Origin of the sequence: Serratia sp. AS12 (assembly GCF_000214195.1) — a bacterium.
Taxonomy (GTDB): domain Bacteria; phylum Pseudomonadota; class Gammaproteobacteria; order Enterobacterales; family Enterobacteriaceae; genus Serratia; species Serratia plymuthica.
In genome coordinates this window covers 838221-855066 of sequence record NC_015566.1, presented here as the reverse complement: position 1 = coordinate 855066, position 16846 = coordinate 838221, and the positions used below count along the sequence as shown (strand labels likewise).

Here is a 16846-nt window from a genome sequence, read left to right as displayed (position 1 = left end):
GGCTCAGGCGACAAAAGTTTGCCAGCCTGTTTGCCTGCCATATAAGCTCCGTTTTAGGCCCACTGATTGATTTACATGAGCTATCGTATATTTTTGCTCACAACCCACAGATTTAGCGATTTTTTGTGAAATGGCGTGATACCTAATGATGACAATGAAAATCACAATTAACTTTAAATTCAATGGATTGGAACCGGTAACGTTATGACCAGCACCGATAAACTCGATTCACACACCCCCATGATGCAGCAGTACCTGCGCCTCAAGGCGCAGCACCCCGAAATTCTGCTGTTCTACCGCATGGGCGATTTCTATGAGTTGTTCTACGATGACGCCAAACGCGCCTCCCAACTGCTGGATATTTCGCTGACCAAACGCGGCGCTTCAGCGGGTGAGCCAATCCCAATGGCCGGCGTGCCGCACCACGCGATCGAAAACTACCTTGCCAAGCTGGTTCAGCTCGGCGAGTCCGTCGCCATTTGCGAACAAATCGGCGATCCGGCGACCAGCAAAGGCCCGGTCGAGCGCAAAGTCGTGCGTATCGTCACGCCCGGCACCATTACCGACGAGGCTCTGCTGCAGGAACGCCAGGATAACCTGTTGGCGGCGATCTGGCAGGATGCGCGCGGTTTCGGCTACGCCACGCTGGACATCAGCTCAGGCCGTTTTCGCGTCGCCGAACCGGAAGACATTGAAACCATGGCGGCCGAGTTGCAACGCACCAATCCTGCCGAGCTGCTTTATCCGGAAACCTTTGAACACATGGCGCTTATCGAGAAGCGCCACGGCCTGCGCCGTCGTCCATTGTGGGAGTTTGAACCCGAAACCGCACGCCAGCAGCTTAATCTGCAGTTCGGCACCCGCGATCTCACCGGTTTTGGCGTGGAACAGGCCCATCAGGCATTGCGCGCCGCCGGCTGCCTGTTGCAGTACGTCAAAGATACTCAGCGCACGGCATTGCCGCATATCCGTGGCATCACCATGGAGCGTCAGCAAGACGGCATCATCATGGATGCCGCAACGCGGCGTAACCTTGAACTGACCCAGAACCTGTCTGGCGGCAGTGAAAATACGTTGGCGGCCATTCTCGATTGCACCGCAACGGCGATGGGCAGCCGTATGCTAAAACGTTGGCTGCATATGCCGACCCGCGACATCAAGGTGTTGAACAACCGCCAGCAGGCGATTGGCGCGCTGCAGGATCTGTATGCCGATCTGCAGCCTTCGCTGCGGCAGGTGGGGGATCTGGAGCGCATACTGGCGCGTCTGGCGTTGCGCAGTGCCCGTCCGCGCGATTTGGCGCGCATGCGCCATGCATTCCAGCAGTTGCCGGATATTCACGCTCTGCTCCAGAGTGTGGAAACTCCGCATGTGCAACATCTGTTGTCGCAAGTCGGCCAGTTTAATGAACTGCAGGATCTGCTGGAACGAGCGGTGGTTGAAGCCCCACCTGTGCTGGTGCGTGACGGCGGCGTCATCGCCCCCGGTTATAACAGCGAACTGGATGAGTGGCGCGCATTGGCCGACGGCGCCAGCGACTATCTCGATCGTCTGGAGATCCGCGAACGCGAAAAGTTGGGGCTGGATACGCTGAAGGTGGGGTTCAACGGCGTGCACGGCTATTACATCCAGGTCAGCCGCGGACAAAGCCACCTGGTACCTATCCACTACGTGCGCCGCCAAACGCTGAAAAACGCCGAACGCTATATTATTCCTGAACTGAAAGAGTATGAAGACAAGGTCCTGACCTCCAAAGGCAAGGCGCTGGCGATCGAGAAAGGCCTGTATGAAGAACTGTTCGATTTGCTGCTGCCGCACCTCGGGGAATTGCAGCAAAGCGCCGCTGCGCTGGCTGAACTGGACGTGCTGGCTAACCTGACGGAGCGTGCGGAAACGCTGAACTACGCCTGCCCGACCATGAGCGAGCAGCCGGGCGTACGCATTACCGAAGGCCGACATCCGGTGGTGGAACAGGTGCTGAGCGAGCCGTTTATCGCCAACCCGCTGTCGCTGTCGCCTCAGCGTCGAATGCTGATCATTACCGGCCCCAACATGGGCGGTAAAAGTACCTATATGCGTCAAACGGCGCTGATCGTTCTGATGGCGCACATCGGCAGCTACGTGCCGGCAGCCAAAGCCGTTATCGGCCCGGTGGACCGTATCTTTACCCGCGTTGGTGCCGCAGACGATCTAGCCTCTGGCCGCTCTACCTTTATGGTGGAAATGACCGAGACGGCCAATATTCTGCATAACGCCACCGAGCACAGCCTGGTATTGATGGATGAAATCGGTCGCGGCACGTCGACCTACGACGGTCTGTCCCTGGCCTGGGCCTGCGCCGAGAATCTGGCCAGCCGCATTAAGGCCATGACGCTGTTCGCCACCCATTACTTCGAACTGACGACCCTGCCGGAGAAAATGGAAGGTGTGGTTAACGTTCATCTGGATGCGCTGGAACATGGCGACACCATCGCCTTCATGCACAGCGTGCAGGACGGTGCGGCAAGTAAAAGCTATGGTCTGGCGGTTGCGGCGCTGGCCGGTGTGCCGCGCGAGGTGATCAAACGCGCACGCCAGAAACTGCGTGAGCTGGAAGCCATCTCCAGCCATACCGCCTCCGGTACCGTTGACGCCACCCAGATGACGCTGCTGAATGAAGAAACCTCACCGGCGGTAGAAGCGCTCGAGGCACTGGACCCGGACTCTCTGTCCCCACGCCAGGCGCTGGAGTGGCTTTACCGCCTGAAGAAAATGGTGTAAATCCGCCGACGCTACAGGCATAAAAAAACGGTGAGCATTATGCTCCACCGTTTTTATTTTGATGCGATTCAACTGCCGACGCTATTCGCGGAACAGCGCCTCAATGCTCAGGCCCTGCAACTGCAGAATTTCACGCAGGCGACGCAAACCTTCAACCTGGATCTGACGTACACGTTCGCGAGTCAGACCAATTTCACGGCCCACATCTTCAAGCGTTGCCGCTTCGTAGCCCAACAGGCCGAAACGACGAGCCAGCACTTCACGCTGCTTGGCGTTCAGTTCGAACAACCACTTAACGATGCTCTGTTTCATGTCATCGTCTTGCGTGGTGTCTTCCGGGCCGTTGTCTTTCTCGTCAGCCAGAATGTCCAACAGCGCTTTCTCTGAATCTCCGCCCAACGGCGTATCGACAGAAGTGATACGTTCGTTCAGACGCAGCATACGGCTGACGTCATCGACCGGCTTGTCGAGTTGCTCGGCAATCTCTTCAGCGCTCGGTTCATGATCCAGTTTATGAGAAAGCTCGCGCGCAGTGCGCAAATAGACATTCAGTTCTTTAACGATGTGGATAGGCAAACGAATGGTTCGGGTTTGGTTCATTATCGCCCGTTCAATCGTCTGACGGATCCACCAGGTTGCGTAAGTTGAGAAGCGGAAACCGCGTTCCGGGTCAAACTTTTCCACTGCACGGATCAGGCCGAGGTTGCCCTCTTCAATCAGATCCAGCAGCGCCAGGCCGCGATTACTGTAGCGACGGGCGATTTTCACCACCAGCCGCAGGTTGCTTTCGATCATTCGGCGGCGGGACGGCACGTCACCGCGCAGTGCACGCCGCGCAAAATAAACTTCTTCCTCTGCAGTAAGCAGCGGAGAATAACCGATTTCACCCAGATAGAGCTGCGTCGCATCCAATACGCGTTGGGTAACGCCTTGAGAGAGCAACTCTTCTTCCGCTAAATCACTCTCACTGGCCTCTTCTTCGACCAGTGCTTTTTCGTCGAATGACTCCGCTTCCGTTGCGTTCTCGTCGAAATCCGCATCATCCTGTAACTCGTTAACTTTCAGCGTATTTTGGTTCATATGCTGCTCCTACCCGTGATACCGCGAGCAGAATATCAGCGTATTCTGCCCAATCTATCGCTGCGGAAGAAAACGCAGCGGGTTTACGGATTTCCCCTTGTAACGAATTTCAAAATGCAAACGTACTGAACTGGTTCCGGTGCTACCCATGGTGGCTATTTTTTGACCCGCCTTCACTTCTTGTTGTTCCCGGACCAGCATTGTGTCGTTGTGAGCGTAGGCGCTCAGGTAATCATCATTGTGTTTGATGATGATCAGATTACCGTAACCCCGTAAAGCGTTGCCTGCGTACACTACGCGACCATCGGCGGTAGCGAAGATAGGCTGCCCACGGGAACCGGCGATATCGACACCTTTATTCCCACCTTCTGATGAGGAAAAGTTATCAATAATCTTACCGTCAGTTGGCCATCTCCAGCTACTCACTGGCGAGCTGTTACTGACGGTGCTGCTCACTGGTGGAGCAACGACCGGCGCGGTAACAGGTGCTGCTGCGGTGGTTGCCGCTACTGCACCCGCTGCAGGTAACATCTTACCTACATTCTGTTTACCCGAATTATCAGAATACGCGTTAGTTGATGGAGAATCAACCGTTGCAGTTTGTATCTGCGTAGTAGAAGGCGGCTTCGGAACACCGCCGCGGGTTGCGTCTGTCGCCGCCAGCATGCCACCGTTTCCGTTCGCAGAACCATTACCAAGTTGAATGCTTTGACCCACATTCAAACTGTATGGCTCAGGAATATTATTACGTTGCGCCAGGTCACGGAAATCGCTCCCGGTGATCCACGCGATGTAAAATAGCGTGTCGCCTCGTTTTACCGTGTAGGTATTACCGCTGTAGCTCCCTTTGGGAATTGAATTGTAACTGCGGTTGTAAACGATACGCCCTTCAGGGCTGGCGTTTGCTCCGGCGTTGCCGGATGCAGCGGCTCCGCCACCGCCCACACTACTGATAGGGGCTGATGTCGATGCATCATTCGTACAACCCGCCAACCACAAACTCACCATCGTACACACCGCAACCCGGCGTAAAGTAATCATTGGGCTTCCCGTGCTCATGCTTCCCCCATGACAGCAATATCAGCGATATATCCAAAATACCCTTTACATCGTAGCTGAGCTTTTACCACTCTCTCAGTTTCTGCGATGAAAGGTGCCCGCGGCCGATCCCTGAATGCCAGGAAATCTCCTGCCGGAGCCTCAAAACAGCGCGCCAATGCTAACCACATTAGCGATGCCGCACCATAAGACAACTACGCAGAAAGGCAATTGTATTGAAAATTAACTTTATTGAAACGTTAAAACCTTAACCAGACGTGATGAAAGTGCAACAGATTTCATTTTACGCCTAAAATTCAGACAATCCTTAGGCCAGCTCACCCTTCACCAACGGCACAAAACGCACCGCTTCGACGGTATCGATGACAAAATCATTACCCTGACGTTGGATACGCTTGAGAGTTTGGGTCTGTTCACCCACCGGCAACACCAGAATGCCGCCGTCGTCCAGCTGTTCCATCAGCGCCGGTGGGATCTCCGGCGGTGCTGCAGTAACGATAATGGCATCAAACGGGCCGCGCGATGCCCAACCCTGCCAGCCGTCGCCATGACGTGTGGACACATTGTGAAGATCGAGCTGTTTCAAACGGCGCTTGGCCTGCCATTGCAGCCCTTTGATACGTTCGACGGAACAGACATGTTGCACCAAATGCGCCAGAATAGCGGTTTGATAACCGGAGCCTGTGCCGATTTCCAATACTCTTGAAGTGGGCGTCAGATTTAACAGCTCGGTCATTCGCGCAACCATATAAGGTTGGGAAATGGTTTGGCCAGAGCCGATGGGCAGCGCAGTATTTTCATAGGCTTTGTGTTCAAGCGCTTCGTCAACAAAGCGTTCACGCGGTACCGCCTCTATCGCTTGCAGCAACCGTTCTTCCTGGATCCCCTGTTGACGCAGCTGCGTCAGCAATGTTTGCATACGCTTGTTCACCATTCCCCGCCAACCCCTGCTTTGGTTAACCACGTTTTTACCACGTCTTGGGCCGCATAGGCGGTTAAATCCACCTGTAATGGCGTAATCGCCACATACCCTTGCTCCACCGCGGCGAAATCCGTGTCTGGCCCGGCATCAAACTTATCACCCGGCGGCCCAATCCAATAAAGGTTTTGCCCACGCGGATCTTGCTGGCAGAACACTTTGTCGGCCGGGTGACGGCTACCGCAGCGGGTTACGCGAATGCCTTTGATCTGGTCCAACGGTAAATCCGGCACGTTAATATTCAGAATTTTTCCCGTTCGCAACGGTTCACGCTGTAAAGCGCGCAGCACACGGCAGGTGATCGCAGCAGCAGTAGCGTAATGCTGATGGCCATTCAACGACACGGCCAACGCGGGCAAGCCCAAATGGCGCCCCTCCATGGCGGCCGCTACGGTGCCGGAATAAATAACGTCATCGCCAAGATTGGGGCCGGCGTTGATGCCGGAAACCACGATGTCCGGCGCTGGCTGCATCAGGGCGTTCACTCCCAGATACACACAGTCGGTCGGCGTTCCCTGCTGCACCGCAATATCACCATTGGGCAACGTCAGGGTACGCAGCGGTGATTCCAGCGTCAGCGCATTCGAAGAGCCGCTGCGGTTACGGTCGGGCGCCACAACCTGCACCTCAGCGAATTCCCGCAGCGCCGCCGCCAGTACCTGAATACCTGGGGCGGTAACACCGTCGTCATTACTCAGCAATATCCGCATAAGAGGTTGTCTTCTTTTATCTCTCTCGCCCATACAGCGTTTAACGCAGCCTGGCATTTAAATACTCGGAATAGCCGCCCAAAAGGCGGTACTTAACCAGCAGATATTATGTTTACTCCCCCCGGCATGTCCAGTAACCAAGGGAAAGTCGAATTTTCCGGCCAACCATTGACCACGCCAAAAACAATAAACTTAGCCTCTGCCGTCATTCGCCAGACGAAAAAAAACCTGCCTCTGCAGGTTTTCTTTATTACTCGCTAATGTCCGCATCACTGCTATCTTGCCGCATGATTTCGCGCACCACGCTGGTGGCAAAACTGCCGGCCGGCAGCCAAAAGCGCAATTCAACGGTGGCATCATCCCACCAATTCCACTGTATCTTTTGCGGTTGCAGCAGCAGCGCGCGACGAGCCGGATCAACGCGTTCGCGCTTTAACAACGCCATCAGCTCCGGCTGTTCCGCCAAACATTGCTGTTCAACGTTCAGCGCTTCCCCGGCGGTACCCGGTTCGCCGTCGCCCGGCAACGGCGCGGTAATCAACAGTTCACCGGCATCCAGCCGCTGCTGCAACTCAGCCAGTTCGTCCGGTTTGGCGACAAACCAACTGCCGCGGCCAGTCAGTTGCAGCGCATCCCCTTCCAGCACCGTGCGGTGCTGTTGATTGGCCAAGCGTCGGCTGGCGATCAGGTTAAATAGCGCGCTGCGGCTGGCGGAAAGGTAAAAACTGCGCTTGCTGCGCTCTTTAACCCGGATCTCATCATTCGCCCAGCGGCGCGCCATGACCAGGTTATTGCCACCGCGACCAAAACGCTGGCTGCCGAAATAGTTCGGCACGCCACCCGCAGCAATGGCCTGCAGGCGCTGCTCTACATCCTGACGATCGGAGATCTGACGCAGCACCAGAGTAAAAGCATTGCCTTTCAGCGTACCGATGCGCATTTTTCGCAGATGGCGGGCACTGGCCAGCACTTCGCAGCCCTCCAGCGAGAACTGGCTGAAATCAGGCGTTTCTTTGCCCGGCAGATGCAGGCAGAACCACTGTTCTGTCACCGCATGGCGATCTTTCAGGCCGGCGTAGCTGACCGAACGGGCGTGAATGCCGGCGAAACGTGCCAGATAATCGGCGACAAACTGGGTGTTACATCCGTTCTTGCGGATGTTCACCAGCACATGTTCGCCTTCTCCGTCCGGCTCAAAGCCCAGATCTTCCACCACCACGAAATCTTCCGGGCTGGCTTTCAGCACCCCGGTGCTTTGCGGCTGGCCGTACAGCCAGGTCAAATTAGCCATGTCCATGCGTTATTCCTTGATCAACAAGGCAACCGCTTCGCAGGCAATGCCCTCGCCACGCCCGGTAAAACCAAGCTGTTCGGTGGTTGTGGCTTTGACGTTAACGTCGTCCATATGGCACTGCAGATCTTCCGCCAGGAAAATGCGCATCTGCGGAATATGCGGCGCCATTTTGGGCGCCTGGGCAATAATAGTGATATCCAGGTTCCCCAGGCGATAACCTTTGGCGCGGATGCGTTTCCAGGCTTCACGCAGCAGCTCGCGGCTGTCGGCGCCTTTGAAGGCCGGATCGGTGTCCGGAAACAGTTTACCGATATCCCCAAGCGCCGCCGCCCCCAGCAGGGCATCAGTCGCCGCATGCAGGGCCACGTCACCGTCCGAATGGGCCAGCAAACCTTTTTCATAAGGGATGCGAACACCACCGATCACCAGCGGCCCTTCGCCACCAAATTTATGTACGTCAAAACCGTGACCGATACGCATGATGCGCTCCTTAATCGTCTAACTGGGTTAAATAGAACGCCGCCAGCGCCAAATCCTCCGGCCGCGTCACTTTAATATTGTCCGAGCGCCCGGCAATCAGCAGCGGGTGATAACCGCAATGCTCCAGCGCAGAGGCTTCATCGGTGACCGCCGCCCCGTCGTCCAGCGCGCGCTGCAAACAAAGCTTGAGCAATTGCAGCGGGAAGAGTTGCGGCGTAAGCGCATGCCACAGGTCCTGACGTTCAACGGTATGGGAGATAGCTGCGTGGCCGGGCTCCGCCCGCTTCATGGTGTCGCGCACCATTGCTGCCAAAATGCCGCCAACGTTGCTGTGTTCGGTGATAGCCAGCAGACGATCGAGATCTTCGGCATGCAAGCAGGGGCGTGCGGCGTCATGCACCAGCACCCAATCGGCCTCGCCCGCCAGTTGCAACCCGGCCATCACCGAATCGGCGCGCTGTCGGCCGCCAACGGTCACTCGTACTCGAGGATCCTGGGCAATAGGTAACTGGCAGAACTGCCGATCCTCAGGACCGATCGCCACAATCACCTGCGGAATGCGCGGATGACGCAGCAGCGCGTGGATCGCATGTTCGAGAATGGTTTGCTTACCGATGGTCAAATACTGTTTCGGGCAATCCGCCTGCATGCGGCTGCCGATACCGGCAGCGGGCAGGACGGCAATCACCGAGGGAAAGGTGCCTGCAGAGTGATTCATTCGTTACTTTTGTACGTTATTTTGCGAGGAGGACGCCGCGTTGCGTCTTGATTGATCAGGAACCAGACGATAGAAGGTTTCACCGGGCTTAATCATGCTCAGTTCATTGCGCGCACGCTCTTCGATCGCTTCCTGACCACCGTTCAAATCGTCGATTTCGGCAAACAACTGATCGTTACGCGCTTTCAATTTAGCATTGCTGCCCTGTTGGAGCGCAACATCTTCATTGACCCGCACGTAATCGTGAACACCATTTTTACCCAGCCACAGTGAATACTGTAGCCATCCGAGCAATGCCAGCAATAGCAGCGTAAGTTTTCCCATCTCCGCCCCCTGAAAAACCGACCAATCATCCCACAACTTTTCGTTGGACTCCACACTGAGAGCGGCATTCACCGCCAAATTCAGAGTAAGGATGAGAATTTACTGAGTTTATAACCTAAATTCGCGCTGAAAGCGGTAAAAAAAGCCCATTTCGTCTCAGAAAAAACCTACCGACCACACAGTTTTTTCTCCTGTTATGCTTTTGGAAGTGATGCAACAAGAAAAATGGGGTGGCAGTTTTACTTTGTTTACGCCGGTGGCAATGCCGTAAAACAGCATTTTAGCGCCGATGGGGCTAAATTCACCGGTCGGGGCATGATTAAGAGGAAAGGTTGCCGCAGCAGATTTTCACCCACCCGCCCCATCCGCGCATTCAGGCGTGTTAAGCAAAGTTTTGTAACCTTCAGCACCGCTTTGCAATGCTTCGGGCACGGTGGTTTGGCGCCCCGCAGCTCACCAGCCGGTCAGAAAACTGAATACCAGCCAGAACAGGCAAAGCACGATAACGCCGGTCAGCAGCAACGTCAGCAGCAGCCTGTCGCGCAGCAACATGCTGAGCGTGATGCCAATCAGCACCGAAACCGGCATCAGGGCCAGGAAGAACGGCCAGGTGTAGAGCAGAAAGAACAGGGTATTGGAACCGTAAACCAGAAACGGCACCGCGAACGCCAGCCAGTAGAAAACAAAGCCGCAGACGCCGCCCAGGAAAGAATACGAGGGTTCCTCTTTTTCAAGCGTAGAGTCGATCAAGACAGGCGAGACATTTTGCATAGTAATCCCTGGTTATTCGGCGCGCTCTGCGGCGAGCTTAGCGTAAAAAGCGTATGGCGCAAAAACGCCACACGCTTTTTTGAATTCAGGGTTTGATAATAGCCCGACCACGCAACACGTCTAACAATTGCGCAATCAAATTTGTTACCAATTGTTGGCCATCAAGGTGAATATCAGGTTGCTGCGGCGCCTCGTAAACCGAGTCGATCCCGGTGAAATTACGCAGCTCGCCAGCACGTGCTTTTTTGTACAATCCCTTAGGATCGCGCGCTTCGCAAATCGCCAATGGAGTATCGACAAACACCTCGATAAAACGATCGCTATCGAGCAGTTCACGCACCATTTGTCGTTCAGCGCGATGCGGGGAAATAAATGCGGTCAGCACCACCAACCCGGCATCCACCATCAGCTTCGCCACTTCGCCCACACGGCGAATATTCTCACGCCGATCGTCATCGGAGAAGCCCAGATCGCGGCACAAACCGTGACGCACGTTATCGCCGTCCAACAGATAGGTGCTGACGCCAAGCGCGTGCAGAGCCTGTTCCAGCGCGCCGGCAACGGTAGATTTCCCCGAGCCGGACAGCCCGGTAAACCACAGCACCACACCCTTATGACCGTTGCGGGCTTCGCGATCCGCACGCGCTACCGCATGCGGATGCCAGACCACGTTGTCATCATCCGGCCCGGTTGGCCGTTGTTGATCCTCGGTCACGTTATTTGCCCCCAAGCAGGTCGCGCGCACCCCAATGCGGGAAGTGCTTGCGCACCAGGGCATTCAGTTCCAGCTCGAACGCGCTATGGTCCCCCGCCAGCGCCTGCGCACCTTGCAAGGTTTCGCGGATTAAGCCGGCACCGACCGTAACGTTGCTCAAACGATCGATAAAGATCAGCCCGCCGGTATCATGGTTGCGCTGATAGCTGTCCAGCACCAGCGGTTCGTCAAAGGTCAGTTCCACCAAACCGATGCCGTTCAACGGCAGGGTATCCGCCTGATGCTGCGCCAGCGAGTTGATTTCTACCTGGTGGCGAATGCCTTCCACGCGCGCTCGGGTCTTTTTGCCCGCGACTTTGATGTCATAGCTCTGGCCCGGCAGCAGCGGCTTCTCAGCCATCCACACCACGTCGACCAGCGCGCTTTGCGCCGCCTGCAGGGTTTCCCCGGCATCGACCAGCAGATCGCCGCGGCTGATGTCCACTTCATCTTTCAGCACCAGCGTAATGGCTTCGCCCGGCACTGCTTCCTGCAAGTCGCCATCAAAGGTGACGATGCGCGCTACGGTGGATTCCACGCCGGAAGGCAGGACCTTCACGCGTTGGCCCACACGCACTACACCGGCCGACAGCGTGCCCGCGTAGCCGCGGAAATCCAGATTCGGTCGGTTGACGTATTGCACCGGGAAGCGCAGCGGCTGCGCTTCACGCTCGCTGATCACATCCACGGTTTCCAATACCTGCAGCAGCGTCGGGCCGCTGTACCAAGGCATATGCGCGCTTTCGGTCGCGACGTTGTCGCCGTCGAGCGCCGACAGCGGCACAAATTTGATGTCCAGATCGTTCGGCAACTGTTGTGCAAAGGTCAGATAGTCCTGCTTGAACTGCTCGAACACCGACTCTTTATAGTCCACCAGATCCATTTTGTTGACCGCCACCACCAGGTGACGAATCCCCAGCAGCGTAGCGATAAAGCTGTGCCTGCGGGTTTGATCCAACACCCCTTTGCGGGCGTCGATCAGCAGGATCGCCAGATCGCAGGTCGAAGCGCCGGTCGCCATATTGCGGGTGTACTGCTCATGTCCCGGGGTATCGGCGATGATAAATTTGCGTTTTTCGGTCGAGAAATAGCGATAGGCCACGTCGATGGTAATGCCCTGCTCGCGCTCGGCCTGCAGGCCGTCCACCAGCAGCGCCAGATCGAGTTTCTCGCCCTGAGTGCCGATGCGCTTGCTGTCACTGTGCAACGTTGACAACTGATCTTCGTAGATCTGGCGGGTATCGTGCAGCAAGCGGCCGATCAGGGTGCTTTTACCGTCATCGACGCTGCCGCAGGTCAGGAACCGTAACAGGCTTTTATGTTGCTGCGCGTGCAGATAGGCTTCTACTCCGCCCTGGTCAGCGATTTGTTGGGCAATTGCCTGGTTTTGCGAAACTGTAGTCTTCATCCGGCGGCTCCTTAGAAATACCCTTGACGCTTCTTCAGCTCCATCGAGCCGGACTGATCGCGGTCGATCATCCGTCCCTGGCGCTCACTGGTGGTAGATACCAACATCTCTTCGATGATCTCCGGCAGCGTTTCCGCCTCCGATTCCACCGCGCCGGTCAGCGGCCAGCAGCCCAGGGTGCGGAAGCGCACCATACGCTGGCTGATCTCTTCGCCCGGCTGCAGATCGATACGATCGTCGTCCACCATCAGCAACATGCCGTCACGCTCTACCACCGGACGCGGTGCAGCCAAATACAGCGGCACGATGTCGATTTTTTCCAGGAAGATGTATTGCCAGATATCCAGCTCAGTCCAGTTCGACAGCGGGAACACGCGAATGCTCTCACCCTTGTTGATCTGACCGTTATAGTTGTGCCACAGCTCCGGGCGCTGGTTTTTCGGATCCCAGCGGTGGAAGCGGTCGCGGAAGGAATAGATGCGCTCTTTGGCGCGCGATTTCTCTTCGTCACGGCGCGCCCCACCAAAGGCGGCGTCGAAACCGTACTTGTTAAGCGCCTGCTTCAGACCTTCGGTTTTCATGATATCGGTGTGCTTGGCGCTGCCGTGCACGAACGGGTTGATGCCCATCGCCACGCCTTCCGGGTTTTTGTGTATCAGCAGCTCAAAGCCGTATTCTTTCGCAGTACGGTCACGGAATTCGTACATTTCGCGGAATTTCCAGCCGGTATCCACGTGCAGCAACGGGAAGGGTAACGTGCCTGGGTAGAACGCCTTACGCGCCAGGTGCAGCATCACGGAAGAGTCTTTACCGATGGAATAGAGCATCACCGGGTTGCCGAATTCAGCGGCGACTTCACGGATGATATGGATACTCTCCGCCTCCAATTGCCGCAAATGAGTGAGTCGTTTTTCGTCCATAACAGATCCTTAAGCCAAATTCACGACGGCTGGGCGTGATACCCCTTTCGTCTGCGGTTGATGCCCAAACCAGGCGATTTGGTGATGCAGTTCCACCACTTCGCCGATCACCAGCAGCGCCGGTAACGGTGCCTGTTGAGCCAATTGTTCGAGTTGTTGCAAGGTACCGATCTGCACCTGTTGGTCCGCACGCGTACCTCGGCTGATCACCGCGACCGGCGTACTGGCCTCGCGGCCGTGGGCAATCAGGCGCTGACTGATGTCCGCCGCCTTCATGGTGCCCATGTAGATAGCCAGAGTCTGTCGCGCACGCGCCAGATCGGCCCAATCCAGCCCGTCGCCGTCGGGACGACAGTGGCCGGTAATAAAGGTAACGCTCTGCGCATAGTCACGGTGCGTCAGCGGGATGCCGGCATAAGCCGTCGCCCCGGCAGCGGCGGTTACGCCTGGCACAACCTGGAATGGAATGCCTGCGGCTGCAGCCACTTGCAGCTCTTCGCCACCGCGGCCAAAGATAAAGGGATCGCCCCCCTTCAACCGCACCACGCGTTTACCCTGTTGCGCCAGTTCCACCAGCAGACGGTTGGTTTCTTCCTGAATCACCGAGTGTGCGCCGGCACGTTTGCCCACGCAGATGCGTTCGGCGTCGCGACGCACCAAATCCAGAATTTCATCGCTAACCAAATGGTCATACAGCACCACATCGGCTTGCTGCATCACCTGCAGCCCACGCAAGGTCAGCAACCCCACGTCGCCAGGGCCTGCGCCCACCAGCGCAATTTCACCCTGGGTGCCTTCGCTGCCCAGTGCAAACTGCTGCAAATCCTGCTCCAACTGCTGCTCCGCCTGCACCTGCTGACCATTGGCCACCAGCGTGGAGAAGCGACCGCCGAAAGTTTTCTCCCAAAAGCGACGACGTTCGCCGATCGAACTCAGCCGTTGCTTCACCTGGCCGCGCCAGCGCCCAGCCACCTCCGCCATCTGCCCCAGGCTGGCAGGCAACAACGCTTCGAGCTTTTCGCGCAGCATGCGCGCCAATACCGGCGCCTGGCCGCTGGAAGAGACGGCCACCACCAGCGGTGAGCGATCGATAATCGACGGGAAGATAAACGAGCAGCGCGGCTGATCGTCGACCACATTAGCCAGCACCCGGCGTTTATCCGCCTCGCTAAACACCTGGGCATTCAGCACGCTGTCATCGGTTGCGGCAATCACCAGGAAAACGTCATCCAGCTGTTGCGCGGCAAAAGCCTGCCCCAGCCAGCGGATATGCCCCTGCTGACGCTGATGTTCAAGTTCCGGTGAGAGCGACTGCGCAACTATCCGTATTTCAGCCCCGGCGCGCAGGAGAAGATCGACTTTGCGCGCAGCCACTTCGCCGCCGCCAACGACCAACACCGGGCGTTGTTTCAGGTCGGCAAATATAGGTAGATAGTCCACAACAGCCTTTTCATATATGCAGAAAGATAGTGTGACTATACGGGCTGAGATTTAGCCTCTGAAATGACGAAAAGGAATTAATAGTTCCTTTATGGAATATAGGCCGCATCGCATGGCTCAGGCGGTGATAAGCGGGATGAAAGTTTGCGTGCAGGCACCAAAATTAGGAGCCGAAGAAATTGTGTAATGTCGCGCGTCGTCTCATACTGGACACCGCAAAAAATCATCGGTATCGCCGATATCAAAGAAGGATTTTTCGGTATGTTCTCCCGCGTTTACCTGAAGACCGGCCTGCTGGCAGCAGCGCTCAGCGGCGTTTTCAGCGTTTCGGCCGCTCTCCCGGCAGTGAAAGAAACTCCCATGGGGAAATTCGCCGCCGACCAGATTCGCCATATCGCCACCTATTTCCCCGGCCGCATGGCGGGCAGCCCGGCAGAATTGCTCACGGCAGACTACCTCAAACAACAATTCGGCAAGATGGGCTATCAGAGCGATATCCGCAGCTTCAACACCCGCTATCTCTACACCAGCAAAGACGGCAAAAAGAACTGGAATAACGTCACCGCCAGTTCGGTGATCGCCGCCAAAAATGGCAGCAGCCCGCAGCAGATCCTGATCGTGGCGCATTTTGATACTTACACCCCGCAAAGCGATACCGATCTGGACAACAACCTTGGTGGGTTGACGCTGCAGGGCGTCGATGACAACGCCTCAGGCGTCGGCGTAATGCTGGAGTTGGCGGAGCGCCTGAAGAACATCCCCACCGCTTACGGCCTGCGCTTTGTTGCCACCAGCGCCGAGGAGATCGGCTCGCTGGGCGCACAGAACTACCTGCAACGTATGAGCGCGGAAGAAAAACAGAACACCGTACTGGTGATTAATCTCGACAGCCTGGTAACCGGCGATCGTTTGTACTTCAACGCCGGTCTCAATACCCCGCCTAAGATGGCCAAGCGGAGCCGCGATCGCGCCCTGGATATCGCCCACCGTTACGGCATCGCCGCTGCCACTAACCCTGGCAGCAAACAACGGCCGAAAGGTACCGGTTGTTGTTCCGATCAAGAGGTGTTTGATAGCGCGGGTATTCCGGTGCTTTCGGTCGAAGCCACCAACTGGTCACTGGGTGATAAAGACGGCTACCAGCAGCGCGCCGTCAGCCCCCATTTCCCGCAAGGCATGACCTGGCACCGCCCGCAGTACGACAACTTGCAGTATCTGGAACGTTATCTGCCGGGCAGGATCGACAAGCGCAGCCGCGAGAGCGTGCAGATCCTGCTGCCGCTAATCAAAGAACTGGCGCAGGCGCATCCGGTTAAAGCGCAGAAAAAGTAATTTTGAATAGAAATAACAAGGCCCGACAAACATTGCCGGGCCTTGAGCGGGTTCACTGCAAACTTAGCCTTCGTGCAGGCCGCACTCACGCTTGAGGCCGAAGAAGCGAGTTTCTTCCTCGCTCATACCCGGCTCCCATTTCTGCGTGGTATGGGTATCCCCGACCGACAGATAGCCTTGCTCCCATAACGGGTGGTAACTCAGGCCGTGATCGGTCAGGTATTGATAAATCTTGCGGTTATCCCAATCGATAATCGGCAGGATTTTGAATACGCCACGCTGCACCGCCAGCACCGGCAAGTTGGCGCGGCTGCCGGATTGCTCGCGGCGCAGGCCGGCGAACCAGGTCTGCCCGCCAAGGGTCTCCAGTGCGCGATTCATCGGTTCAACCTTGTTGATCTGGTTGTATTTCTCGATACCTTCTACGCCCTGTTCCCACAGTTTGCCATAGCGCGCCTCCTGCCAGGCGGGCGACTGCTCGGCACGGAACACCTGCAGATTCAGCTTCAGTTTGTCGACCAGTTGATCGATAAACTGATAGGTTTCAGGGAACAGATAGCCGGTGTCGGTGAGGATCACCGGGATATCCGGCTTGATCCGGGTGACCAGATGCAGACACACCGCCGCCTGAATGCCAAAGCTTGAAGAAAGCACAAACTCGCCGGGCAGATGTTCCAATGCCCATTCCACGCGTTGCTCGGCGGAAAGGGTTTCCAGTTGACCGTTGACGGCCCCCAGCTTCAACGCCTGTCCAGACTTGGGCAACGCATTCAGCGCCGCCAGATCGAATTCAGCCATATTGCCTGCCTCCTGATTC

Annotated in this window: 16 protein-coding genes; 2 read left to right on the top strand and 14 right to left on the bottom strand. The window is 56.5% G+C overall.

Annotated elements, in window-relative coordinates; all coding sequences use genetic code 11:
• Window positions 1-204 precede the first annotated feature (204 nt).
• Complete coding sequence (gene mutS / locus SERAS12_RS03855; protein WP_013811540.1) at window positions 205-2760, top strand: DNA mismatch repair protein MutS; 2556 nt, start codon at window positions 205-207, stop codon at window positions 2758-2760.
• A gap of 81 nt (window positions 2761-2841) precedes the next feature.
• On the opposite strand, the gene rpoS is transcribed toward mutS, so the two are convergent.
• From rpoS to cysG, 13 genes are all read right to left on the bottom strand, one after another.
• The gene (gene rpoS, locus SERAS12_RS03850) at window positions 2842-3840 is read right to left on the bottom strand and encodes an RNA polymerase sigma factor RpoS (protein ID WP_004950287.1); all 999 of its coding nucleotides are present in this window, start codon (window positions 3838-3840) and stop codon (window positions 2842-2844) included.
• A gap of 54 nt (window positions 3841-3894) precedes the next feature.
• Complete coding sequence (gene nlpD / locus SERAS12_RS03845; RefSeq protein WP_013811539.1) at window positions 3895-4881, bottom strand: murein hydrolase activator NlpD; 987 nt, start codon at window positions 4879-4881, stop codon at window positions 3895-3897.
• Window positions 4882-5206: 325 nt separating this feature from the next.
• Window positions 5207-5833, bottom strand: a complete 627-nt coding sequence (locus tag SERAS12_RS03840) for a protein-L-isoaspartate(D-aspartate) O-methyltransferase (protein WP_006323650.1) — start codon at window positions 5831-5833, stop codon at window positions 5207-5209.
• The gene (surE, locus tag SERAS12_RS03835; RefSeq protein ID WP_006323649.1) at window positions 5827-6588 is read right to left on the bottom strand and encodes a 5'/3'-nucleotidase SurE; all 762 of its coding nucleotides are present in this window, start codon (window positions 6586-6588) and stop codon (window positions 5827-5829) included. The genes SERAS12_RS03840 and surE overlap by 7 nt, the downstream gene beginning before the upstream one ends.
• 250 nt (window positions 6589-6838) lie before the next feature.
• On the bottom strand, window positions 6839-7885 hold the full coding sequence (truD, locus tag SERAS12_RS03830; RefSeq protein WP_013811538.1) for a tRNA pseudouridine(13) synthase TruD: 1047 nt from the start codon (window positions 7883-7885) through the stop codon (window positions 6839-6841).
• A 3-nt stretch (window positions 7886-7888) separates the two neighbouring features.
• Window positions 7889-8362, bottom strand: a complete 474-nt coding sequence (ispF, locus tag SERAS12_RS03825) for a 2-C-methyl-D-erythritol 2,4-cyclodiphosphate synthase (RefSeq protein WP_004950274.1) — start codon at window positions 8360-8362, stop codon at window positions 7889-7891.
• A gap of 10 nt (window positions 8363-8372) precedes the next feature.
• Complete coding sequence (gene ispD, locus SERAS12_RS03820; protein WP_013811537.1) at window positions 8373-9080, bottom strand: 2-C-methyl-D-erythritol 4-phosphate cytidylyltransferase; 708 nt, start codon at window positions 9078-9080, stop codon at window positions 8373-8375.
• Window positions 9081-9083: 3 nt separating this feature from the next.
• Window positions 9084-9404, bottom strand: coding sequence for a cell division protein FtsB (gene ftsB / locus SERAS12_RS03815; protein WP_004950270.1), 321 nt, complete (start codon window positions 9402-9404; stop codon window positions 9084-9086).
• Between the two features lie 453 nt (window positions 9405-9857).
• A complete protein-coding gene (locus tag SERAS12_RS03810; RefSeq protein ID WP_013811536.1) occupies window positions 9858-10175 on the bottom strand; it encodes a DUF3561 family protein in 318 nt (105 codons plus the stop codon).
• Between the two features lie 85 nt (window positions 10176-10260).
• On the bottom strand, window positions 10261-10953 hold the full coding sequence (cysC, locus tag SERAS12_RS03805; protein ID WP_013811535.1) for an adenylyl-sulfate kinase: 693 nt from the start codon (window positions 10951-10953) through the stop codon (window positions 10261-10263).
• Window positions 10892-12337, bottom strand: a complete 1446-nt coding sequence (gene cysN / locus SERAS12_RS03800) for a sulfate adenylyltransferase subunit CysN (RefSeq protein ID WP_013811534.1) — start codon at window positions 12335-12337, stop codon at window positions 10892-10894. Before cysN ends, cysC begins: the two co-directional genes overlap by 62 nt.
• Window positions 12338-12348: 11 nt before the next feature.
• On the bottom strand, window positions 12349-13257 hold the full coding sequence (cysD, locus tag SERAS12_RS03795; RefSeq protein WP_004950261.1) for a sulfate adenylyltransferase subunit CysD: 909 nt from the start codon (window positions 13255-13257) through the stop codon (window positions 12349-12351).
• A 9-nt stretch (window positions 13258-13266) separates the two neighbouring features.
• The gene (gene cysG / locus SERAS12_RS03790; protein ID WP_013811533.1) at window positions 13267-14697 is read right to left on the bottom strand and encodes a siroheme synthase CysG; all 1431 of its coding nucleotides are present in this window, start codon (window positions 14695-14697) and stop codon (window positions 13267-13269) included.
• Window positions 14698-14958: 261 nt separating this feature from the next.
• Between cysG and SERAS12_RS03785 the strand changes: the two genes are divergently transcribed.
• Complete coding sequence (locus tag SERAS12_RS03785; protein WP_013811532.1) at window positions 14959-16029, top strand: aminopeptidase; 1071 nt, start codon at window positions 14959-14961, stop codon at window positions 16027-16029.
• Between the two features lie 63 nt (window positions 16030-16092).
• Here the strand turns inward: SERAS12_RS03785 and SERAS12_RS03780 are convergent, their stop codons facing one another.
• The gene (locus SERAS12_RS03780) at window positions 16093-16827 is read right to left on the bottom strand and encodes a phosphoadenylyl-sulfate reductase (RefSeq protein WP_006323641.1); all 735 of its coding nucleotides are present in this window, start codon (window positions 16825-16827) and stop codon (window positions 16093-16095) included.
• Between the last annotated feature and the right edge of the window lie 19 nt (window positions 16828-16846).